Consider the following 22031-nt stretch of genomic DNA (forward strand, 5'->3'; position numbering starts at 1 on the left):
TCTTCCACGGAAGATACAATGTTTTCCGTGGAAGATACTTCGTGGCGCTGGCTGCTGATCACGGCGATCGCGCCGATCGCGTGGGGGACCAACTACTTCGTCACGCACGAGTTCCTGCCGGCCGGCTACCCGCTGTACGGGGGAGTGATCCGCGCGCTGCCGGCCGGGCTCCTGCTGCTCGCGCTGGCGCGAAGCCGGCCGCGCGGTGACCGGTGGTGGAAGTCGCTGGTGCTCGGTGTCTGCAACGTCGGCGCGTTCTTCGCGCTGATCTACGTCGCCTCGCAACTGCTGCCGGTCAGTGTCGCGTCGACGATCATGTCGGCGACTCCGCTGACGATGGGTCTGTTCGCCTGGGTCCTGCTCGGCGCGCGGCCGTCGGGGCGCGTGCTGCTCGGAGCGGTGGCCGGGATCGCCGGGGTCTGCTTGATGCTCGGCGGCGGCACAGCCGGCGTACGGGTGGCTGGAGTGCTGGCATCGGTGGCCGCGCTGACGATGTCGTCCTTCGGCTACGTGCTGGCCAAGAAATGGGGACGCGGGGGCGACCTCTTGGCGACCACTGCCTGGCAGTTGATCGCGGGCGGTCTGGTGCTGGTGCCGGTGGCCGTCGCTGCCGAGGGTGCGCCGCCGTCGCTCGATTTGCCGGCGATTGCCGGTTTCGCGTACGTCGGGCTGGTGGCCACGGCGCTCGCGTACGTCGCTTGGTTCACCGGACTGCGGCACCTGGACGCGGCCGCGGTCGGACTGGTCGGCCTGCTCAACCCGGTGACCGGGGTGTTGCTCGGTACAACGCTGGCCGGTGACCACTTGACGATCGGTCAGCTGGTTGGCCTGGCGCTGGTCCTGGTCGGTGTGACATTGGGCCGGCCGGCCGGGAGGCGGTCTGCCCAGAGAAGAGCCCAGAAGAAGGCCCAGAAGAAGGAGCAGAAGCAGCCGGTCGCGGTCAGCTGACCTTCCGCCGGGCGGTGCCGGGCGTGATCGCCAGATGCCGTTGTGCTCGCACCGGGCGAGCCGGAGCCAGCAGGCCGAGACGCTCAGCGGCGGCGCCGGCCTGGAAGCGCGTCTCGACGCCGAGTACGGCGTACAGCTCCGAGATCCGGCGGGCCAGAGTCCGCGGGCCCAGCGACAGCCGCCGGGCGATCGTGGTGTCGGGGAAGCCCTGGGCCATCAGGCGCAGCAGTTGACGCTGCTGCTCGCCTAGTTCGTTGTCGTGAGCGGTCTGCACGACCCCAGCATCGCTCGGGCGGATAGACAGCCGATCGACGTCTGGTCGTCTCCGGGGCTTTCACCTACCGGCCAGTCACCCCGGCTGGTCGCCGCACGCTTCGTGCGATGTTGCACACTGGCAGTCGCGGGGTTAGACCGACCGGAGTGGAGGAAGGTGTCCGGGCACCTGAGGTTCGCCGTACTGGGGCCCGTCCGTGCGTGGCGGGGTGAGCGGGAACTCGAGCTCGGGCCGCCGCAGCAGCGGGCCGTCCTGGCGGTGCTGTTGCTCCGTGAGAACGCGCAGGTCTCGGTGCCGGAGATCGTCGACGCGCTCTGGTCGGGAGACAGGCCGAACTCGGCCGAGCACGTCGTCCGCAGCTACGTGTACCGGTTACGCAAGGTTCTCGGCGCGACGGGTGACGGGGGCAGCGCGGTGATCGCCTCCGTCGGGCACGGCTACCTGCTGCCCACCGGACCCGACTCCCTCGACCTGGCCAGGTTCCGCGAAGCCGTGGGCGCCGCGCAGGACGCAGGCCGGGCGGGAGACCACGCGAAGTCGATCGCGCTGCTCGACGAGGCGCTCGCGCTCTGGCGAGGGTCAGCACTGGCCGGCGTGCCGGGGGAGTTCGCGGAGTCGCAGCGCGTCCACCTCGACCAGCTGCGGCTGACGGCGCTGGAGGCGAAGGCGGTCGCCCAGGTCGAGGCCGGCGCGTACGGCGACGCCGAGGTGCTGCTGGACCAGCTCACCGCCGAGCACCCGCTCGACGAGCGCTTCCGCGAGCTCCGGATGCTCGCCCTCTATCGTCACGGCCGCCAGTCCGACGCGCTGAAGGTCTACCGCCAGACGCAGGAGCTGCTGGCCGAGGAGCTCGGAGTGGATCCCGGTCCGGGGCTGCGAGCTCTGCACGAGCGCATCCTGCGCGGTGATCCCACGCTGATTCCCAGCGGTCCGGTGAACGCCCCTGCGCAACCAGAAGACGCGGGAGCGCTCAGCAGCGGAGACGAGCAAGCCGAAGCTACGGTGCGGCCGGCGCAGCTGCCGGCTGGGCTGCGGGGGTTCGTCGGCCGAGAGGGCGAGCTGCAGCGCGCGGAGGCGTTGCTGAGCTGCGACTCCGACGAGCCGCAGTCGGTGGTCGTGGTGACCGGCATGGCCGGGGTCGGGAAGACGGCGTTCGCGCTGCACTGGGCGCACCGGATCGCCGAGCGGTTCCCGGACGGGCAGATCTACCTGAACCTGCGGGGCTTCGACCCGGCGCGACCCACGCTGACCGTGCACGAGGCGCTGATGGCGCTGTTCGACTCGCTCGGCGTCCGTGCGGACCAGCTGCCGAACGACGTGGACCGCCAGGCGGCGTACCTGCGCAGCCTGGTTGCCGGGAAGCGCCTGCTGATCCTGCTCGACAACGTCCGTGACGCCGAGCAGGTCCGCCCACTGCTGCCGGGCGGCGACTCGAGTCTGGTCATCGTGACCAGCCGCAACCAGTTGCGCGGCCTCAGCGTGCACGACGGCGCCGCGTTGATCGAGCTCGACGTGCTCTCGTCGCAGGACGCCGTCCGGCTTCTGGACCGGCGGCTCGGCCAGGCCGGCCGGCAGGACAGCGCCGAGCTGGCCGAGATCGCCGAGCGCTGTGGCCGGCTGCCGCTGGCGATCGCTGTGGTCGCCGCGCGGGTCGCGACCGCACCGCACTTCCCGCTGTCCGCCGCGCTCACTGAGCTGCGCGACCAGCAGGGCGTGCTCGACGCGTTCATGGACGTCGACGCGGTGGTCGACGTCCGCTCGGTGTTCTCCTGGTCGTACCGGGCGCTGTCGGAGCCGGCGGCCGAGCTCTTCCGGCTGATGGCGCTGCACCGGGCGATGTCCTGCGACGAGTTGGCCGCGGCCAGCCTGACCGGCCGGCCGCTGCCGCAGGTCCGGCGGCTGCTGGGCGAGCTGCTCAGCGCCAACCTGGTTTTCGCCGGCGAGCCCGGCCGGTACATGTACCACGACCTGGTCCGCCTGTACGCCGCCGAGCTGGCCGACGAGTTGCCGGCCGAGCAGCGCCGGGCCGCGATCCACCGGCTGCTCGACCACTACACGGTCAGCGCGCAGACCGCGGACTTCATGATCAACCCGCACCGGCCGCAGGTCGACCCGATCGAGCCGCGGCCCGGAGTGGTGGTTCGCGAGTGCGCCGACTACGAGCAGGCCTTCGGCTGGTTCACCACCGAGCACGAGCCGTTGCTGTCAGCAATGAGCCTGGCGGTGGACGAAGGCTTCGACGAGCACGTCTGGCGGCTGGCGCGGGTGCTCGACACCTACCTGTACCGGACCGGCCGCTGGCGCCAGTCGCTCGCGTCGGACGAGACCGGCTTGGCCGCTGCCGACCGGCTCGGCGACCGGCTGCTGCAGGCCCGGTTCCACGTCAGCCTGGGCCGTGGCCACCTCCGGCTCCAGCAGTACGACGAGGCGCAGGCGCACCTGCTGCTGGCCATCGCGGTGTACGAGGAGGAAGGCGAGACCGACCGGGCCGCCAACGGGTACGCCACGCTGGCCACGCTCGCCTCCGACCGGGGTGACACCGACGAGGCGGTCCGGCTCTACCGGCAGACGCTGGATCTGACCAAGGACCCGGTGATCCGGGCGATGACGATCAACAACCTGGGCAACGCCTATTCGACGCTCGGCAACCACCGCCAGGCACTGACCCTGTGCCTGGAGTCGTTGCGGCTGTGGGCCGAGATCGGCGACCGGCACGGTGAGGCGAACACCTGGGACAGCGTCGGCCAGGCGCACCACCTGCTCGGCCATCACACCGAGGCCGCCCGGGCCTACCGGCACGCGATCGCGACGTTCGCCGAGCTGGGCGACACCGTCAACCAGTCGACCACGCTGATCAACCTCGGCGACTGCCTGGCCTCGGCCGACGACCCGGACGGCGCCCGGGACGCCTGGACCCACGCGCTCGACCTGCTGGCCGGCCTGGACGACGCGGCCGCGGCCAAGGTCCGGGAGCGGTTGTCGGACCAGGTCACCATCGGGCCGTCGTACCGGGGTGCGGGAGGCCGGCTGGCGGCCGGAGCCAGGGCGTGCGGCGGATAAGGTGGCTCGGTGAGTCGGCGGACAGGTAGCGGAGCGCCCAGGCAGCCCAGGCCTTCGGAAGGGCCCAGGTCCTCAGGCGGTGCCAGGTCCTCAGGCCGGACCGGCGAGAGCGACCGGGCCGAGCTGTCGCCGCGGGACAAGTGGATCACGATCTTCGGCCGCAAGCCGGTGCTCGAGGCGCTCAACGATCCCGCGCTGACGGTGGCCAAGGTGGTGGTCGCCGACAACGCCGGTGGGGACTCGCTGGACGAGATCCTGGCCACCGCCCGCAAGGTCGGTACGCCGGTCGAGCGCGCCACCGCGACCAGGGTGAAGTGGCTGGCCGGCAACGGCAAGCAGGACCAGGGCGTGGTCGCCGACGTCGACGCACCCCGGATGACCCCGCTGCAGAACTTCCTGCGCAACCGCGGCCGGCGACCGACCAGGGTCTTCCTGCTGGACGGCGTGACGAATCCCGGCAACGTCGGGATGATCCTGCGGACCGCCACCGGCGCGGGCTTCGACGGCGTCGTACTGCCGCGCGCCGGTACGCCGCACGTCGGGCCGCTGGTGATCAAGGCGTCGGCCGGTGTCGCCTTCCAGGCCCCGATCGTGAACGCGCCGACCGCCCAGGGCGCGGTCGACGCGTTCCGCGACGCGGGCTACGAGATCTACGGGCTGTCGGCCCGGTCGCAGCGGTCGCTGTTCCGGACGGAACTGGCGCCGCGGTCGGTGTTCGTGCTGGGCGGCGAGACGCACGGGATCTCGGTGCGGACCGACACCGACCTGCGGATCCCGCTGCACAACGGGGTCGAGTCGCTCAACGTCGCGGTCGCGGCGGCCGTGGTCGCGTTCGAGGTGGCCAACCGGCACTGAAAGATCTAAAATGTGCTCCACATCACATGCATGCGGCGTGAATCCGTGGGCACCTAGTCGGTGCACCAGTCACGACGGTGAACTTCAGACGCCGGCGCGAGTGCGGCCAGAGAGGCGGGCCGGGTCTCGGCCGGCGTCTTTCCCGTCCCGGGTGACCTGGTGCAGATGGGGGCAGCACGCGCCACCGCAGAAGCGGTAGTGCTTGGGGCTGCACCACGGCTTGCACTCGGGTTGCCGATCACCTCTGGTCATCACCCCACTGTTACCCGCTGTAGCCCCGTACGCCGAGCAGGCGCGCCGAGGACCGGGCCGGTCTACCCGAGGATCTCCCGCAGGACCTCGTGCAGCACCTTCGCGAAGGCGTCCGGCTGGTCCGCGAAGCCGGTGTGGTCGCCGGGGAACACCGTCGGCTCGATGCCCAGTTCCGCCGCAAGCCGGTGGCAGGTGCGGTCGCAGAGCTGGCCGCTGGACTCCTCACCCAGCCCGACCAGCACTCGCGTGGAGCGCAGCGCCGCCAGGTCCGGCATCCAGTGCGTGGTCGGCCGCAGTTCGTGCTCGAACCAGAACCGCTCGTCCGCGACCGACCGCGGATCCCGCTCGCCGCCGAACATCAGCTCCAGCGCCTCGTCCGGGACCTGCAGGTTCGCCTGCGCCATGAACTGCCGCCAGGCGTCGATCACCTCGCCGGCCAGGTACGTCGCGCACATCGCGTCGGTCTCGGCGTGCAGGCGGGCGGCGTCGTCCAGCAGCCCGACGATCGGCGGCTCGTGCGCGATCACCGCGGTGAGCTGCTCCGGGTGGGCCTCGGCCAGCGCGAGCACCGATACGGCACCGCCGCTCGACCCGAAGGCGATCGCCGGCCCGGCGCCGACGTGCCCGATGAGCCGGGACAGGTCGTCCGCTCGCTGCTGCGGTGTCGAGTCCTGGTCGCGGTCCTCGACCGAGCTGCGGTTGATCGCCCGCGGGTCGGTGGTGAGCACGGTGTGGTCGGTCGCCAGCAATTCGGCCAGTGGGGTGAAGGACCGCGCGTCCATCGGGGAGCCGGTCAGCAGGACCAGCGGGCCGTGGCCGCGCAGTTCGTAGTACAAGGTGGCGCCGGGGACGGCGAGGGTGTTGTGCTGCATCGGAGGCTCCCTGGTCGAGGTGGTGGCTTCGACGATGCCCCACAAGCCGGGCGCTGCTCCAACACCTGTTCCTGGCCGATTAACACTCCAGGTGTGTTAACTGGGTGGCGTGCCCGACGATCTGGAGATCCGCCTGCTGCGGTACTTCGTCGCGGTCGCCGAGGAGCTGCACTTCAGCCGCGCCGCGGAGAACCTGTACGTCGCGCAGCAGGCGCTCAGCCGGGACATCCAGCGGCTGGAGGAGCGCGCCGGCGTACGGCTGCTGGACCGGACCACGCGGCGGGTGACGCTGACCCCGGCAGGGCAGACGCTGCTCGGCCGGGCCCGCCAGCTGATCGCCCTGCACGACGCGACGGTGCTGGAGCTGCGCGGTGAGGCCCGCTCGCTGACGGTGGACGTCGTCGGACCCGGTCTGACTCCGTCGCTGGTGCTGGCCGAGGCTCGGCGGATCGCTCCCGAGGTGGAGTTCTTCGCTCGGTTCCACACGGGTGGGGAGTCCGCTGCGCCGCAGTTGCTGGCTGAGCGGCTCGACGTGATGTTCGGTCGGCTCACCGGCTCGTACGGCGAGCTCGAGCGGCGGGAGGTCCGGAGAGAGCCGCTGACAGTGCTGCTGCCGGAAGGGCATCCGCTGGCCGAGCTGGACGCCGTACCGGTGGCTGAGCTGGGTCGGGCGGGGGTGTGCTTCCGGGCGGGCGACCACGTGACGGCTGGGTGGGAGCACGCCGTACTGCAACTGCTGTCGCCGCTGGGGATCGAGGCGAGTGGGGCGCATCCGCATGTGCTGGGTGCGGACGAGGTTGCTCAGCATCTACGCGATCGGAACGCGCCGATCCTTGCGCTGAGCACTCAGCCGGTGGTGCCGGGGTCTGTGGTGCGGCCGGTGGTGGAGCCGGTGCCGCTCTACCCGTGGGCGATGTACTGGCGCAGGGAGTCGAGGCACCCGGGACTGGTCGCGCTGCATGCGGCGGTGGACCGGCTGGCGAGGACTGAGGGCTGGCTGGACCAGCCGGAAGGGGCCTGGCTGCCGCGGCCTGAGTCGGGTGAGTGACGTGTCGGGCGGTGTGGTGGCGCAGGTGGAGGTCGTGGCGTTGCTGGTGTCGCCGGTGCACGCGTACGAGGGGCGGCCGCAGGACGGGCCCCTGGTCGATCCGCTCGACGGGGTGGTCGACCGGGTCACGGTGCGGGCCGGGCTGGGGCTGGTGGGGGACCGGTACTTCAACCAGGCGGTGCATCGGAAGGCCGCGGTGACGGTCTTCGACTTCGAGGCTCTGGAGGCGCTGGCTGATGGGCTCGGGCTCGACTCGGTGCCTGATCCGCACCTGCTGCGGAGGAACGTGGTGCTGCGGGGGTTCCCGGTGGACACGCTCGCGGCGCGGCGGCTGGCGGACGGGAGCCGGGTGGACGGGCAGGTGTTCTCGCTCGACTCGGGCTCCGGGCCGGTGCGGTTCCAGGCACATCGACCGGCGAATCCATGCGCCTGGATGGACGTGGCGGTCGCGCCGGGGGCGTTCAAGGGGCTGCGTGGGCATGGCGGCGTACGGTGCGAGCCGCTGGACGACGGGGAGTTGCGGCTCGGGCCGGCGGTGCTGAGGGTCTGAGGCGGTTTCGGCTGGCTTTCGGTGGGCCGGGCTAGTTTCCTGGCATGGTGAGGCGGTGGGTGGCGGCTGCGCTGCTGACCGGGGTGCTGGTGGGGTGCTCGGATGTCGCCGGGGATCCGGCCGGTACGCCGTCGGCTTCTGCCGGTGCGCCTGGGACGCCGACCGGGGGTGCGGCGGAGCCGGCTCCGACCACCGCGACGCCGAGCACCACGCCGACGCCGAAGGCGAGCCCGGCGACTCCGAGCCCGACCCCCTCACCGACCGCGCGGCGTACGACGTCGTCGGTGCTGGCGATCCCGGCGCTGCGGGTCAGAGGACTGCGCGTGGTCCCGTACAACGGAACCGCCGACGACCGGCCGGGCACGGTGATCCAGGACCGCGGCGTCGCGGCCTCACCGCGTGGAGCGCGCGGCGGCGTCGGGCCGGGCGAGGTCGGCAACTTCATCGTCACCGCGCACCGGACGACGCACGGGAGGCCGTTCGGGCGGGTGCCGCAACTGAAGAACGGCGACCATGTGCTGGTGACGGCCGGCGGGGTGGTGTACGACTACGTGATCGACCAGACGATGACGATCTCGTTCCGCAAGCCGGCCGAGCTGGCGCAGCAGAACGCGGCCGTGCCGGGCCGTCCCGGGGTCGCGCCGACCCGCGCCAAGATCACCCTGAGCACCTGCGCGACGCCCGAAGACCATGCCCAGGGCAACTACTGGAAGGACGCGCTGGGCAACCCCGAGCACCGGATCAACAAGATCGGCACCCTGGTCGCCACCCGCCCGGCGAGCTGACCCGCCAAGGCGAACCGCCCGCCGTACGGGCGATCGCGAGGGTCCGGTCAGGCGCGGCCGAACTTCCACCACTTGGGCTTGTTCGCCTTGATCTCTTCCTCGGTCAGCGGCGGCGGGACCGGCGGCCGGGACTGCTCGGTGAGGAAGTTGCCCGACTCGGTGTCGTACGGCGTCGCGCCGAGCCGCCGGCTGATCTCCATCACCACCGGGATCGACCGCTCGCCGTCGTTCAGGTAGAAGGTGACGTCGTGCACGTCGACCCCCTTGCCGATCGACATCTCGACGTCGTAGTCGTCGCTGCGCAGCACCATCCACGACTTCTTGGTGGCGTCGACGCCCGGAGCGACCTCGCGGACGATCTCGACCACCTCGTCCGCGGTCCCCAGTGACGGTGGTTGGTAGCCCTCCGGAATCTCGTCCAGCCGACGGACACCGCCCGGTCCTCGCATTGCGTAGATAGCCCAGCTCATACCCCTCAGCATCTCCCGCACCGCCAACTCCACACCCACCGGGTCCCCGCCGAACCCTCCTCGAGCACCCACCAGCCACGGGATCCGGATCGATGACCGGGCGGTGCTCGAGGTCGACGGGGTCAGCGTTTGCGGGCGGTGAGCAGCGCGAAGGTCAGGTACTCGCCCTGGTCCCGCTCGAGCATCTCCAAAGCCGGGTCCGGCGCGCCGCGGTGGGCGGTGAGGGCCTGGGCCCAGGTCAGCCAGTCGTGCCAGCCGGATTCCTGGAGGCGAGCCGATGTGACGTCGACGAGTTCGGTGATCTCCCAGTGGAACCGCCACCAGTCCGCGGTGTGCCAGGCGATCGCTTCCCAGCCGACGAGTTGCTTGATGTGTTCGGGGATGTAGCCGAGCTCGCGGATCTCCCGGCGCAGGGCCGGCGTGGCGACGCCGAGCTGGCCGCCGGGCTTGAGGAAACCGGTCAGGTACGCGAGGTAGCCGTCCGCCGTGCCGAAGTACTCGTACGCGTCGATGCAGACGATCGCGTCGAAGAAGCCCTGCGCGAACGGCAGCGCATGCGCCTCCGCCTTCAATGCGGTGATGTCGAGCCCAGTGAAGTTGGCCGCGGCCTCGGTCGGGTCGATCCACAGGTCCGCGGCCCACACCTGTACGCCGTACTCCTTGGCCAGGAAGACGCTGGTCACGCCCTTGCCGGAGCCCAGGTCGAGCACCCGCATCCCTGGCCGCAGCTCCAGGTCGCGGGCGAGGTCCTCCAATAGCCAGAGCGGGTGCGGGCCCATGTCGTTGGCGACCACCCACGCCGGGTCGTACTTCGAGGACAGCGGGTACTCCGGCCGCTTCAGCAACTCCATCCGGTCAGCCAACCGGACCGCTCGCCGCGGTCGCAACCGGTTTGAGGTTGTGAGGCGCGACCCGCCGGGGCAGAGTCGTCGCATGCGGATGGAGCCGATGGACCCCGACGGACTCCGCCAGGTCGAGGACTGGCTGGCGGCCGATCCGGTCGGCGCGGCGATCGTCGGCGACTTCTACGGGCACGCCGTACGCCGGTGGGCGCCGTTGCTGGAGGCATCGACGCGGTTCGGGCGGCTGGTCCGCGACGACCAGGGGCCGGTCGGGTTCGTCGACCTGGAAATCCTCGACGGCGAAGCCGAGATCACCTTCTACGTCGCGCCGGACCGGCGAGGCCAGGGCCTCGGGCACCAGACTCTGGCGCTCCTGATCCAGCTCGCCCGCGAGCAGGGCGCGACCTCGGTCTACGCGACGGTCGAACCCGGCAACGCCGCCAGTCTGGCGACGATGCGAGCGGCCGGGTTCACCGAGCTCGGGACCGACGAGTACGGCGACCTGGAGCTGTCGCTCGACCTGTCGGAAAAGCAGGAGTCCTGAACTCGCGGCGTGATGACCACTGCGATCAGTAGACGGAGTAGCCGCCGTCGATCACGAGAACCGAGCCGGTCATGAAGGAACTGGCGGGGCTGGCCAGATAGACCACCGAAGGCGCGATCTCCTCGGGTGTGGCGTAGCGCTGCTGCGGCGCGTCGAGGATCCAGTTCTGCCGGAACTCGGGCCGATCGACCGGAGCCATGTCGGTTTTCACGTAGCCCGGTGCGATCGCGTTGACCCGGATGTTGTGCGGGGCCCACTCCGCGGCCAGGCTGCGGGTCAGGTGATGGACCGCGGCCTTGGAGGCGTTGTACGACGCCTGCCACTGCGGGCGATTGACGATCTGCGCGGACATGCTGCCCACGTTGACGATCACGCCGCCGCCGGCCGCGATCATGCCGCGCGCGACCGCCGTACTGGTGTTCCACAGCGCGGTCAGGTTGAGGTCGATGACCTGCTGCCACTCCTCGTCCGTGACCTCGAGGGCCGGCCGGTGGATGGCGATGCCGGCGTTGTTGACCAGGACGTCGATGCCGCCGAGCTCAGCGGTCACCTGCTCGACCATCGCGGTGACGTCCTCGCGCCGGGTGATGTCGGCGGTGATGGCCAGGCCACGGCGGCCCCGGTCGGCGATCTCGGTGACGACCCGGTCGTTGCGCTCGGTGTCACGGCCGGCGATCGCGACGTCGGCGCCGGCCTCGGCGAGCGCGAGCGCGAAGGCCCGGCCCAGACCGCGGTTGCCGCCGGTGACCAGGACCCGGCGGCCGTCCAGCCCGAAAGTGTCCAGCACGCTCATCCCGGTACTCCGTAACGTTGGTGGCGGGTGACTCAGCGTAGGACAACGCCGGCCAAGGTCGCGGATCGATGTCAATAGCTGCAATCCGGTACGCCGTCCGGCGTGTCGCGCAGTAGCATCGTCCGGCGGTTGCGGGCCAGGGGGTGGGTCCGGTCGCCGACAGACTTTTGGGTGGGCCGGCCGTCGTGGCCGCGAACTGGGGAGATGCGGGACAGCATGGCGAACGACGGAGCACCTGGGCCTGGGCACTTTCTTCCTGGCGGCACCGGCGACCAGCCTGCTTCCACACCCCAGACGGCCGGGACCACGACCTCGACCGCTGGGACGACACCGACCGCCGGGAGCACGCCGCTGGCCGCGCCGACGCCCCGGCTGGGTGCCGACGCGCCCGCCGGTCCGCCGCCGCTGCACGGTTCGCGGATCGGTCCGCCGCCGCCTGGCGATCGCGCCGTCGCCGCGTTCAACGCGCGGTACCGGCCGGAGCCGATCCCGTTCGTACCGAAGAAGCGGTCGAAGCTGCTGGTCGCCGGCGTTGTCGCCGGGGTGCTGGTGCTGATCGCCGGCCTAGCCTTCGGCGGCATGAAGCTGCTCGCGTCGTTCGACGACTACGTCGCCAGCCCGATGGGCGCGCCGTCGGTCCGCGGCACCGACGACCCCGACGCGGCCAAACCGGCCGGTGACGCGACGCCGGACGCCGTAGTGACCGCGCAGAACAAGCTCTATTCGACCGGCAAGCTGGCCGCGGCCGGATGCAAGGAGCCGGCGTACCGGCCGACGACCAAGGACAACGTCCGGGCGTACTACGAGACGCTGCTCGGCTGCCTGAACAAGGCGTGGGAGCCGGTCGTGCGCAAGGCCGGTGCCGAGTTCAACCCGCCGAAGCTGGTGATCTTCGACAACGGCCAGGAGACCGCGTGCGGTGTGCACGACGACGGCCTGGACACCTACTGCCCGGCCGACGGCGGCGTGCTGGCGATGGGCTGGGAGGACTGGCCGGAGGACTTCGCGGACAACCGGCCGCTGGCGCGCGTCGATCTCGCGGTCGGCCTCGGTTACCTGTACGCCCTGCATGTACAGCACCTGACCGGGATCTACGAAGCGGCCGGGTCGATGGGCGACACGGCGCCGAACAAGGCCGCCGCGCTGGAACTGGACCGGCGGCAGGCGTTGCAGGCCGCGTGTCTGTCGGCGGTGTTCCTCGGGACCGAGAAGGCGACCTTCCCGCTGCGCGGTGAGCTGCTCGCGAAATACCAGTGGCGGACGCGGAACAGTGGCGACGAGGACGCGAAGGACAAGGTCCGTGACCACGGATCCCGCAAGAACGTGGAGCAGTGGATGAGCCGGGGCTTCGGCAGCGGCGATCCCGCCTCCTGCAACACTTTCGTGGCGGCCCCCGCCAAGGTCAGCTGACGCGAGAAGACTGGGAACACCATGACCGACGCCCCCACCGAGCCCGACCCGGCACCGGAGTCCCCGCCGAGCGTGCCCGCACCCGGCCACTTCCTGCCTGGTGGCGACGGCGAGTCCGGTCCTGCCCAGGAGGCGGCCTCCCGGCCGGTACGACGGCCGCAGCCGATGGGACTCAGCAAGGCCAAGCCGATCTCCGCGGGCGAACCCACTCAGCGCAAGGGTGCTCCGCTGCCGACCGAGGCCGGGCAGACCGGGTTCGGTGCCCCGCCTCCAGCTCCGTTGCCGGGGGCACCGTCGACCCCGTTGACCGGTGCCCGGCAGCGTGGTGGCAGCCGGCCGGTGGGCTGGAACTCACCGTCGAGCCGCCGGGCGCCGCAGTTCAGCGATCCGGCGCCGGGCGGTCCGGCGCGGCGGTTGCCGAAGCCGGTGGTGATCACCGGCGCTGTCGCCGGAATCGTCGCCCTGGCCGGTGCCGCTCTGCTCGGCTACCGCGCGATGGACACGTTCGACACCGTCGCGAGCCCACTCTCCAAGCCGTCGGTGAAGCAGACCGAGCCGCTGCCGGCGCCGCCGCAGCCGACGGTCACGGTGACCGTGCAGCCGGTCCCGGACGCCGTCCGGGTGAAGCAGAACGGTCTGTACAAGGCCGGGAAGGTTGCCGCCGTCAACTGTGCCGAGCCGAAGGTGAAGCCGACCACGGAGGCTGCCGCGCTGCGGTTCTACCAGGCGCTGCTGCCGTGCCTGAACCGTGCGTGGGCGCCGCTGGTCCGCAAGGCCGGCTACGAGTTCCGGCCGCCGAAGTTGCAGCTGTACGCGAAGGGCCAGACGTCGTGCCTCGGCGAGCCCGCCGACTCGGCCTTCTACTGTGGTGACGGTGAGATCATCACCATGCGCGGGGACCAGGATTCCAAGTTCTTCCGGCAGAATCCCGAGGCCGGCCGGGCGCGCGCGATGGACACGCTGTCGCACGAGTACGCGCACCACGTGCAGCTGCTCACCAACATCCTGATCTCGTCCCGATCCCGGGAGGGCTGGGCGAAGACCGAGGCGGCCAAGCTCGAGGAGAACCGCCGGATGGAGCTCCAGGCCAGCTGCCTCGGCGCGGCGTGGCTCGGCGCGAACAAGACGGCCCTGGGCCTGACCGGCGAGCGGCTGCGGCTCTGGGAGTGGCAGACCAAGCACACCGGCGACGAGTACGACCCGAAGAAGAAGCGCGACCACGGCTCCCGCAAGAACATGTGGCTGTGGGCCGGTACGGCGTTCAAGACCGCGAACCCCGCTTCCTGCAACACCTTCGTCGCCCCGCCGGCGAAGGTGAGCTGACGCCGTACCGGTGGCTCAGTCCAGCCGGAGCTTGAAGCCCTCGTGGCTGTTGGTGAAACCCAGGTTCTCGTAGAAGCGGTGGGCGTCGGTGCGGGTCTTGTCCGACGTCAGCTGGACCAGGGAGCAGCCGCGGCGGCGGGCCTCGTCGACGGCCCACTGCATCAGCGTGGTGCCCAGGCCGGTGCCGCGGGCCGAGGCGGCGACGCGGACCGCCTCGATCTGGGCGCGGGTCGAGCCCCGCCGGGACAGGCCGGGAATGATCGTCAGCTGGAACGTGCCGACCACCTCGCCGTTGCGATCGGCAACCATCAGCAGCTGGTTCGGGTCGGCGTCGAGCGCGGCGAAGGCTTCGGCGTACGGGGTCAGGTCGTCGAGCGACTCGCGGGTCGCGCCGAGCTGGTCGTCGGCGATCAGCGCGACGATCGCGGGCACGTCGGCGAGGGTGGCACGGCGGAGCTCGGCAGCGGTCATGAGGCGCATTCTCGCAGCCGGGTGAACCGGTTCGGCGCGGCGGGTCAGAAGGATCTGACCGTCACGCTCATTGCCTTATGCAATCACATTGCGTTAGGAAACAGGCGTTTGCGGGGTGTGACGGCGGGCACGGGTGGAGCAGACACCACTGCATCCGCCCGTGGCCGGGGTCGTGTGCAGCGGTGCGCGCGGCCGGCGGTGCGGGCTCAGTCCGGAAGGAAGATGGTCCGATGTCTGCAGCACTGGCAATCGACTTCACCCAGCCCTTCGAAGATGCCTTCGGCAAGCTTCTCGGCTTCATTCCCAATCTGCTCGGCGGCATCGTGATCCTGGTGGTCGGCTACCTGGTCGCGAAGGTGCTCGGCAACCTGGTCGGCAAACTGCTCGGCAAGGTCGGCTTCGACCAGTGGATGGAACGGGCCGGCGTGTCCGGCGTGCTGCAGCGGTCCGGCACGGGGCTGACCGCTTCGGCGATGCTCGGCAAGGTCGTGTTCTGGTTCGTGTTCCTGATCAGCTTCACGATGTTCGCCTCGGCGCTCGGCGTGCCGGAGATCTCGAACTTCATGAGCGCGATGCTCGGCTACATCCCGCGGATCTTCGCCGCGATCGTGATCGTCTGCCTGGCGGCGCTGTTCGCCAACTTCCTGGCCGCGATCATCCGGGGTGCCACCGGCAACGAGACGCTGGCCAAAGTCGGCAAGTACGCGATCCTGGTGTACGCCGCCTTCGCCGCGCTGACGCAGCTGGGCATCGCGGTCCAGCTGACCGGGAACACGCTGCTGATCGTGCTCGGCGGTGTCGCGCTGGCGCTGGGTCTGGCGTTCGGGCTCGGCGGCCGGGAGCTGGCCGGCGAGGCGCTGCGCACGCTGTTCGACCGGGGGCAGGCGATGGCCGCCAACCGGCCGGCCTCGAACGGCTACGAGCCGGGCAACGGCTACGAGACGGGCAACGGCTACCAGAACGGCCAGGGCAACGGCTACCAGACCGGCGCCGATGGTCACCAGGGTGGTCAGTCCGGTTACCGGAGTGAACAAGAGCAATACCCGGCCAGCCACGGCGCACCGCAGAACGGCTGGTCCAACGGCACGACCGGTGCCGACGGCAACTGGTCGGACGGCCGGCGGTAAACCTCTCCCGTCCGGCGGGGTCACCGCCGGCGGGAGTTCCCCGGGTGGGTGCGATCGGATCGGGTCGCACCCACCCGGCTGCTATTTCTGAGCGTCCGGGCCCGCGCGGCGGACGTCCTCGACCTTGGCCATCGCGTCGCGCAGGTCCTTCAGCCAGGTGTCGCTGTGCTGGGCGACCAGCTTCACGCACCAGCCGAGCGCGTCGCTACGGGAGCGGGCCACGCCGGCGTCGACCAGGGTGTCGAGGACCTGGCGCTCGGGCTGCCGCAGCCGGGTCATCACCGGGGCGGACAGCGAGGTGAAGACCGTCCGGGTCTCGCCGCAGCGGACCCCCCAGGCGACCTTGCGGCGGGTGGCGTGCTCGAGCTCCTGGGCGATCTCGATCCGGCGTTCGCGGGTGTCCTCACGGAACTGCTTGATCCGGCCCTCTTCGGCGGCGGACCGTGCGGCCGGACTGACGTCCCCGGCCTGCTCGGGAGCCGCGATCGTGCCGACGATCAGGATCTCGTCCCGATCGAGCGTCACCTCCGGCGATCCCTCGAACCACTCCTGCGGGAGCCGGCCGTCCAGCCAGCCGCGCACCCGCTCGTCATCCAGCGATGTACTCATGTAAGCATGATTACACTGCAATCAAGCCGACGCAATTGGTGGACGTCATTGGCGGTGCCGGAACAGCGACGACCGCCGTACCCGGTGGGTACGGCGGTCGTGAACGGTGCTGTCCCGCGGTCAGGTGAGGCGCTTCGTGCGGGGTCAGGCGGGGCGGTTCGTCCGGTACGTCGTCCGGATCGCCCGGTGGGCCTCCGGGGCGGCTTCGGTGTGGTCGAGGCCGAGCAGGATCGCGCCGACGACGGGTGGGACCTCGACGATCTGGGGGATCGCGTGCGGTGCCGCGGCGGTGAGTTGGGTGGTGATCTGGCGTAGCAGCAGCGGGTGGTTGGCGGTGAGCACGCCGCCGCCGAGGATCACCGGCGTCGGGACGTCGAGCAGGTCGAGGCGGCGCAGGGCGACGGTGGCCATCGCGACGATCTCCTCAGCCTGGCGGTGCACGATCGCGGCCGCGACCTCGTCGCCGGCGGTGGCGACCTGGAAGAGCACGGGCACCGCTTCCAGGCGGCGGACGACCGGTATGCCGCCGAGGTGCATCGCTTCGATGAGCTCGGTCATCGAGCGGACGCCGTAGTGCTGGGGCAGGGCGGTCTTCAGCGCGGTCGCCGGTCCGCGGCCGTCGTCGGCGCGGGCGGCGGCCCAGATCGCCTCCTCGGCGAGCTGCTGCCCGCCGCCCCAGTCGCCGGAGATCTTGCCGACCGCGGGGAACCGCGCCGTCCGGCCGTCGGGGAGCAGGCCGCAGCAGTTGATCCCGGCACCGCACACCACCGCGACACCGCGCGGCTCGTCGATCCCGGCCCGGAGCAGGGCGAACGTGTCGTTGGCGACGTGCACGCGGGAAGCCCACCCGTACGAGCGGAAGGCTTCCGCCAGCCGCTCTTCCTCGATGGCCAGGTCAGCGTTCGCCAGGCACGCCGAGATCTGTTCCACCAGGGGGATGGGTGAGGGGGCGCCGCCCGCCGCGAACCGCCGGTCGCCTTCGGCGACGGCGGGTGGATGGTTGGAGATGGCGCCGCCGCCCCGGAACCGCCTGTCGCCTTCGGCGACGGCGTCTGTGGCGAGCCCGGCGTTTGCTTCGCCTCCGGCGAGCGGGCGAAAACCCGGTCCAACGGCGAGACCGGCGGCGCGGGCCGCCTCCATCACCAGCGGGACCAGGCCGTCGACGGCTGCTTGGGCGCCGATGAGGTGCGGCTCGAAGCCGCCGCCTCGGGCGGTGCCGAGGACTGTGCCGTCGGCGGCGACCAGGGCGACGTCGGTTTTGCTGTTGCCGGCGTCGAAGGCGAGTACGCCTCCAGGGACCAGGGGTGCCTGGAGGGCCTCGGCCTCGAACGCCTCGGTCACGCCCATGGCAGGTGCTCGCGGTTGTGCGCGATCAGCTTGTCGGTGAGCGCCCGGGCGTACTCGATCTGCCCGATCAGGGGATGCGCCAGCAACGCCGTGAACACGCGGTCCGCACCACCCTTCAGAGCTGCCTCCAGCGCAAGATTCTCGTACGCCGTCACGTTCGCCACCAGTCCGGCGTACAACGGTTCGAGGGGTGAGATCGGCAGCGGCGTCGTCCCGGTGGCGCCGACGGTGGCGGGGACCTCGATCACCGCGTCGTCGGGCAGGAAGGGCAGCGCGCCGTTGTTGAGCGTGTTGACGACCTGCACGTCACCGGTGTCGTTCAGCAGGGACGACGCCAGCGCGACCGCGGCCTCCGAGTAGTACGCGCCGCCGCGCTGCTCCAGCAGGGCGGGCTTCTCGTCCAGCGACGGATCGGCGTACAGGTCGAGCAGCTGCTTCTCGATCGCCGCGACCTCGGCGGCCCGCGACGGCTTCTCCAGCAACTCGCGCACCACCTCGTCGTGCGCGTAGAAGTAGCGCAGGTAGTACGACGGTACGACGCCCAACTGCAGCAGCAGCTCGGCCGGCAGCTTCAGGTCAGCCGCGAGTTCGCCGACATGCTCAGACAGCAGCGAGGGCAGTCGGTCGACCCCGTCCACCCGGACCGCGCGCTCCCAGGTCAGGTGGTTGAGCCCGACGTGGTCCAGCGCGACCTGCTCCGGCGTGACCCCCAGCAACCGGGCGAAGCGCCGCTGGAACCCGATCGCCACGTTGCACAGCCCGACGGCCTTGTGTCCCTCGGACAGCAGCGCCCGCGTGACGATGCCGACCGGGTTGGTGAAGTCGATGATCCAGGCGTCCGGGTTGGACGCGCGCACCTTCTCCGCGATGTCCAGGACGACGGGCACGGTCCGCAGCGCCTTGGCGAGTCCGCCCGCGCCGGTCGTCTCCTGCCCGACGCAGCCGCACTCCAGCGGCCAGGTCTCGTCCTGGTTCCGGGCGGCCTGGCCGCCGACGCGCAGTTGCAGCAGTACGGCGTCCGCGCCGTCGATGGCCGCGTCCAGGTCGCCGGTCGTGCTGACCCGGCCGGGATGTCCTTGTTTGGCGAAGATCCGCTGGGCGAGTCCGCCGACGAGCTCGAGCCGGTCGGCGGCCGGGTCGACCAGGACGAGTTCGTCCACGGGCAGCGAGTCACGCAGCCGGGCGAACCCGTCGACGAGCTCGGGAGTGTAGGTGGATCCGCCGCCTACGACTGTGAGTTTCAACCTTTGACCCCTGTGAGTGTGACGCCTTCGATGAAGGCCTTTTGGGCGAAGAAGAACAGGATGATCACCGGCGCCATCACCAGCAAGGTGGCGGCCATGGTGAGGTTCCAGTTGGTGTGGTGGGCGCCCTTGAAAGACTCCAGGCCGTAGCTCAGCGTCCAGGCGGCAGGGTTCTCCGCGGCGTAGATCTGCGGGCCGAAGTAGTCGTTCCAGCAGTAGAAGAACTGGAACAGCGCGACCGCCGCGATGGCCGGCCGGGCCATCGGCAGCACGATCCGGACCAGCGCCTTGAACTCGCCGCAGCCGTCCACCTTGGCGGCGTCGACGTAGTCCTTCGGAATGGTGAGCAGGAACTGGCGCAGCAGGAAGATCGAGAACGCGTCGGTGAAGGCCATCGGGATGATCAGCGGCCACAGCGTCCCGGACAGGTGCAGTTGCTTGGCCCAGAACAGGTACATCGGCACGATCACCACCTGCGGCGGCAGCATCATCGTCGCGATCACCAGCATCAGCGCCAGGTTGCGGCCGCGGAACTTGAACCGGGCCAGCGCGTACGCGACGGGGATGCTCGACAGCAGAGTCAGCGCGGTGCCGAGTCCGGCGTACAGGAGGGTGTTCTTCCACCAGGTCAGGAAACCCGGGGTCTCCCAGACCGTGCGGAGGTTCTCCCAGTGCCAGCTGTCCGGCCAGAGGTTGCGGGTCAGCGCCTGCTGGTCGCTCATCAGCGCGGTCAGCGCGACGAACACGAACGGCAGCACGAAAAACAACGCGGCCGCGATCGCGAGCGAGTGCACGGCGATCCAGTGCAGTGCCCGGGTACGCCGTGCGGTGCGTCCCGCCGCGGTCATCGGGACCGGGGCGGCGGTCAGGGAAGTCGTCATCGTCATCTCGGCAGACCCCTCAGTCGTCCGTGCCCAGGAAGCCGCTGCGGCGGCGCATCAGCAGGGCGGTGAACAGCATCGCGAGCGCGAACAGCACCAGCGCGACCACACTCGCACCGCCGGTGTCGAACCGCTGGAAGCCGAGGTTGTAGACCAGTTGCGGCAACGTCAGCGTGGAGTTCTCCGGGTAGCCCGGCTGGAACTGTTGCCCTGAGCCACCAATCACCCCGCTGGCGACCTTCCCGGCGACCAGTGGCTGGGTGTAGTACTGCATGGTCTGGATGATCCCGGTGACCACGGCGAACAGCACGATCGGCGAGATGTTCGGCAGCGTCACGTAGCGGAACTTCTGCCACGCCCCGGCGCCGTCCAGCGACGCCGCCTCGTACTGGTCCTGCGGTACGTCGAGCAGCGAGGCCATGAAGATCACCATCAGGTCGCCGATGCCCCACAACGCCAGCAGCGTCAGCGCGGGCTTCGACCACGCCGGATCGTTGAACCAGCCCGGTTGCGGCAGGCCGATGCTGCCGAGGATGTTGTTCACCGGACCGGTTCCCGGGTTGAGCAGGAACGCGAACGCCATCGTCGCGGCCACCGGCGGCGCCAGGTACGGCAGGTAGAAGGCGGTCCGGAAGAACCCGGCACCGGTCTTCACCTTGGTGATCAGCAGGCCGATGCCGAGCCCGAACAGGACCCGCAGGCTCACCATCACGATCACCAGCCACAGGGTGTTGCGCAGGGCCGGCCAGAAGAACGGGTAGTCGGTGAAGACGTAGGACCAGTTCTTCAGGCCGGTCCAGGCCGGCGGCGTGAACCCGTCGTACTTCATGAAGCTGAAGTAGACGGTCGAGATCAGCGGGTAGAGGAAAAAGACGCTGACGCCGATCAGCCAGGGGGACAGGAAGGCGAGGATCCGGAGCCGGTCCCGGCGCTGCTTGCCGCGCAGGCCGGGGCCGGGCTTCACCATGGAGGAGGCGGTTGTCATCACTTGGCCTGCGCGAGGTCCTTGTCGATCTGCTGGTCGGTTTTCGCCAGGCCGCCGGCCAGATCGGTCTGCTTGCCGGACTCGAAGGCGAAGCCGAAGTCCTGCAGCGTCAGCTGGTACGCGCCGCCGTTCGGGCTGGCCGGGGTGGTGCTGCTCTTCGGGTGCTGGGCGATCTGGAGGAAGACCTTGAAGTTCTCGTCGGCCTGCAGCTTGGGCGACTTCAGCGCCTCCAGCGTGGACGGCACGTTGTGGATCGCGTTGGCGAAGCTCACCACGGCGTCGGTGTCGGTGGTCATGTACTTGACCAGCTCCCAGGCGGCGTTCTGCTTCTGGCTGGTGCTGGCGATCCCGATCACCGTGCCGGACAGGTAGCCCTTGCCGTAGCTGTCGGCCTGGTCGTCGGGCACCGGGAACGGCGCGACGCCGATCTCGAACGTGGTGCCGGCCTCCTTGGCCATGCCGAGCCGCCACTCGCCGTCGATCGCCATCGCGACCTGGCCGGTGTGGAACGGGTTCTTCGCGCCGAACTCGTCACCGAAGGTGGCCCGGTACTTCTCCAGCTTGGCGAAACCGCCGAGTTCGGCCACCAGGTTCTTCTGCCAGGTGAGCATCTGCCCGAACGCCGGGTCGCCGGCCAGGTTGGACTTGCCCTCGGGCGTGAAGTACGTCGGGTTCCACTGCGCCGCGAAGTGCGTGGTGGTCGACTCGTAGCCGTGGAAGTTCGGCATGAAGCCGAGCTGGGAGTAGCTGTCGCCCTTGGGCTTGGTCAGCTTCTTGGCCACCGCGTCGAACTCCGACAGCGTCTTCGGCGGGGCGGTGATGCCGGCCGCCTTGAACGCGTCCTTGTTGTAGTACAGGCCGTACGCGTCGTTCAGCAGCGGCAGCGTGCAGCGCGTGCCCTCGAACTGGGTGTAGTCCTGCAGCGGCTTCGGGAACGTCTTGTCCAGGTCGATGCCCGACTTGTCCAGGAACGGTTTCAGATCGGCGAAGACCTTGGACTGGCAGAACGTGCCGACGTTGTCGGTGGTGAACGACGAGACCACGTCCGGCGCGTTCGGGCCGCCGGCGCGCAGGGCCTGCTTGATCTTGTCGTCGTTGATGTTGCCGACGACCTTGACCTTGATGTTGGGATGCGCGGCCTCGAACGCCTTGACGTTGGCGTCGATCGCCGCCGCCTCGCTCGGCGCGCTCCAGCCGTGCCAGAAGGTGATCGTGGTCTCCTTCGTGGCGTCGTCGTTGGCGGCCGGCGTGCTCGACGTACCGGTGCAGGCGGTGGTGAGCAGCGCGATCGCGGCGGCGGCGAGAGCGGCCCTGTGGACTCGGGACATGACGGTTTCTCCC

The 22031-nt window shown here is 70.3% G+C and carries 22 protein-coding genes; 10 read left to right on the plus strand and 12 right to left on the minus strand.

All coding sequences use genetic code 11. The features are described 5' to 3' along the window. The first annotated feature begins 18 nt into the window (after positions 1 to 18). On the plus strand, positions 19 to 948 hold the full coding sequence (locus tag ACQPXM_RS06755; RefSeq protein ID WP_432945882.1) for an EamA family transporter: 930 nt from the start codon (positions 19 to 21) through the stop codon (positions 946 to 948). Here ACQPXM_RS06755 and ACQPXM_RS06760 read toward each other — a convergent pair. Next, complete coding sequence (locus ACQPXM_RS06760) at positions 941 to 1222, minus strand: response regulator transcription factor (RefSeq protein ID WP_432945884.1); 282 nt, start codon at positions 1220 to 1222, stop codon at positions 941 to 943. The two genes, ACQPXM_RS06755 and ACQPXM_RS06760, sit on opposite strands and share 8 nt — an antisense overlap. Before the next feature lie 156 nt (positions 1223 to 1378). Between ACQPXM_RS06760 and ACQPXM_RS06765 the strand changes: the two genes are divergently transcribed. Beyond that, entirely contained in the window at positions 1379 to 4282 is a 2904-nt protein-coding gene (locus ACQPXM_RS06765; RefSeq protein WP_432945886.1) for an AfsR/SARP family transcriptional regulator, read from the plus strand. A 9-nt stretch (positions 4283 to 4291) separates the two neighbouring features. Further along, on the plus strand, positions 4292 to 5137 hold the full coding sequence (locus tag ACQPXM_RS06770) for a TrmH family RNA methyltransferase (RefSeq protein WP_432945888.1): 846 nt from the start codon (positions 4292 to 4294) through the stop codon (positions 5135 to 5137). Positions 5138 to 5451: 314 nt separating this feature from the next. Here the strand turns inward: ACQPXM_RS06770 and ACQPXM_RS06775 are convergent, their stop codons facing one another. Continuing rightward, positions 5452 to 6261 (minus strand): alpha/beta fold hydrolase, encoded by an 810-nt coding sequence (locus ACQPXM_RS06775; protein WP_432945890.1) that lies wholly within the window; start codon positions 6259 to 6261, stop codon positions 5452 to 5454. A 109-nt stretch (positions 6262 to 6370) separates the two neighbouring features. On the opposite strand from ACQPXM_RS06775, the gene ACQPXM_RS06780 reads away from it, so the two are divergent. The 3 genes from ACQPXM_RS06780 to ACQPXM_RS06790 are packed head-to-tail and all read left to right on the plus strand — an operon-like array spanning position 6371 to position 8644. Further along, positions 6371 to 7309, plus strand: coding sequence for a LysR family transcriptional regulator (locus ACQPXM_RS06780; RefSeq protein WP_432945892.1), 939 nt, complete (start codon positions 6371 to 6373; stop codon positions 7307 to 7309). Then, complete coding sequence (locus ACQPXM_RS06785) at positions 7302 to 7859, plus strand: molybdenum cofactor biosysynthesis protein (protein WP_432945894.1); 558 nt, start codon at positions 7302 to 7304, stop codon at positions 7857 to 7859. The genes ACQPXM_RS06780 and ACQPXM_RS06785 overlap by 8 nt, the downstream gene beginning before the upstream one ends. Before the next feature lie 44 nt (positions 7860 to 7903). Continuing rightward, positions 7904 to 8644 carry a class E sortase gene (locus tag ACQPXM_RS06790; protein WP_432945896.1) on the plus strand — a complete coding sequence of 247 codons (741 nt, stop codon included), beginning with the start codon at positions 7904 to 7906 and terminating at the stop codon, positions 8642 to 8644. Between the two features lie 47 nt (positions 8645 to 8691). On the opposite strand, the gene ACQPXM_RS06795 is transcribed toward ACQPXM_RS06790, so the two are convergent. Together ACQPXM_RS06795 and ACQPXM_RS06800 are read right to left on the minus strand one after the other, a co-directional pair. Beyond that, entirely contained in the window at positions 8692 to 9114 is a 423-nt protein-coding gene (locus ACQPXM_RS06795) for a hypothetical protein (RefSeq protein WP_432945898.1), read from the minus strand. Between the two features lie 122 nt (positions 9115 to 9236). Next, a complete protein-coding gene (locus ACQPXM_RS06800; RefSeq protein ID WP_432945900.1) occupies positions 9237 to 9965 on the minus strand; it encodes an SAM-dependent methyltransferase in 729 nt (242 codons plus the stop codon). Positions 9966 to 10047: 82 nt separating this feature from the next. Between ACQPXM_RS06800 and ACQPXM_RS06805 the strand changes: the two genes are divergently transcribed. Beyond that, positions 10048 to 10500, plus strand: coding sequence for an N-acetyltransferase family protein (locus ACQPXM_RS06805; protein WP_432945902.1), 453 nt, complete (start codon positions 10048 to 10050; stop codon positions 10498 to 10500). A gap of 25 nt (positions 10501 to 10525) precedes the next feature. Here the strand turns inward: ACQPXM_RS06805 and ACQPXM_RS06810 are convergent, their stop codons facing one another. Next, a complete protein-coding gene (locus tag ACQPXM_RS06810; protein WP_432945904.1) occupies positions 10526 to 11293 on the minus strand; it encodes an SDR family NAD(P)-dependent oxidoreductase in 768 nt (255 codons plus the stop codon). A 216-nt stretch (positions 11294 to 11509) separates the two neighbouring features. Between ACQPXM_RS06810 and ACQPXM_RS06815 the strand changes: the two genes are divergently transcribed. Together ACQPXM_RS06815 and ACQPXM_RS06820 are read left to right on the plus strand one after the other, a co-directional pair. Continuing rightward, entirely contained in the window at positions 11510 to 12703 is a 1194-nt protein-coding gene (locus tag ACQPXM_RS06815; RefSeq protein WP_432945906.1) for a neutral zinc metallopeptidase, read from the plus strand. Between the two features lie 21 nt (positions 12704 to 12724). Next, positions 12725 to 14026, plus strand: a complete 1302-nt coding sequence (locus ACQPXM_RS06820) for a neutral zinc metallopeptidase (RefSeq protein WP_432945908.1) — start codon at positions 12725 to 12727, stop codon at positions 14024 to 14026. A 15-nt stretch (positions 14027 to 14041) separates the two neighbouring features. Here the strand turns inward: ACQPXM_RS06820 and ACQPXM_RS06825 are convergent, their stop codons facing one another. Beyond that, complete coding sequence (locus ACQPXM_RS06825) at positions 14042 to 14497, minus strand: N-acetyltransferase family protein (RefSeq protein ID WP_432945910.1); 456 nt, start codon at positions 14495 to 14497, stop codon at positions 14042 to 14044. A gap of 230 nt (positions 14498 to 14727) precedes the next feature. On the opposite strand from ACQPXM_RS06825, the gene ACQPXM_RS06830 reads away from it, so the two are divergent. Continuing rightward, positions 14728 to 15624 (plus strand): mechanosensitive ion channel family protein, encoded by an 897-nt coding sequence (locus tag ACQPXM_RS06830; RefSeq protein ID WP_432945912.1) that lies wholly within the window; start codon positions 14728 to 14730, stop codon positions 15622 to 15624. 81 nt (positions 15625 to 15705) lie between these two features. On the opposite strand, the gene ACQPXM_RS06835 is transcribed toward ACQPXM_RS06830, so the two are convergent. The 6 genes from ACQPXM_RS06835 to ACQPXM_RS06860 form a co-directional block, all read right to left on the minus strand. After that, entirely contained in the window at positions 15706 to 16233 is a 528-nt protein-coding gene (locus ACQPXM_RS06835; protein WP_432945914.1) for a hypothetical protein, read from the minus strand. A gap of 144 nt (positions 16234 to 16377) precedes the next feature. Continuing rightward, positions 16378 to 17580, minus strand: a complete 1203-nt coding sequence (locus ACQPXM_RS06840) for an N-acetylglucosamine kinase (protein ID WP_432945916.1) — start codon at positions 17578 to 17580, stop codon at positions 16378 to 16380. Further along, the gene (locus ACQPXM_RS06845; RefSeq protein WP_432945918.1) at positions 17571 to 18824 is read right to left on the minus strand and encodes a 6-phospho-beta-glucosidase; all 1254 of its coding nucleotides are present in this window, start codon (positions 18822 to 18824) and stop codon (positions 17571 to 17573) included. The genes ACQPXM_RS06840 and ACQPXM_RS06845 overlap by 10 nt, the downstream gene beginning before the upstream one ends. Continuing rightward, complete coding sequence (locus ACQPXM_RS06850; protein WP_432945920.1) at positions 18821 to 19705, minus strand: carbohydrate ABC transporter permease; 885 nt, start codon at positions 19703 to 19705, stop codon at positions 18821 to 18823. The genes ACQPXM_RS06845 and ACQPXM_RS06850 overlap by 4 nt, the downstream gene beginning before the upstream one ends. Positions 19706 to 19724: 19 nt before the next feature. After that, positions 19725 to 20690, minus strand: coding sequence for a carbohydrate ABC transporter permease (locus tag ACQPXM_RS06855; RefSeq protein WP_432945922.1), 966 nt, complete (start codon positions 20688 to 20690; stop codon positions 19725 to 19727). Further along, positions 20690 to 22018 (minus strand): ABC transporter substrate-binding protein, encoded by a 1329-nt coding sequence (locus tag ACQPXM_RS06860; RefSeq protein ID WP_432945924.1) that lies wholly within the window; start codon positions 22016 to 22018, stop codon positions 20690 to 20692. Before ACQPXM_RS06860 ends, ACQPXM_RS06855 begins: the two co-directional genes overlap by 1 nt. Between the last annotated feature and the right edge of the window lie 13 nt (positions 22019 to 22031).

The organism is Kribbella sp. CA-253562, from assembly GCF_050942265.1.
Classification (GTDB): Bacteria; Actinomycetota; Actinomycetes; order Propionibacteriales; family Kribbellaceae; genus Kribbella.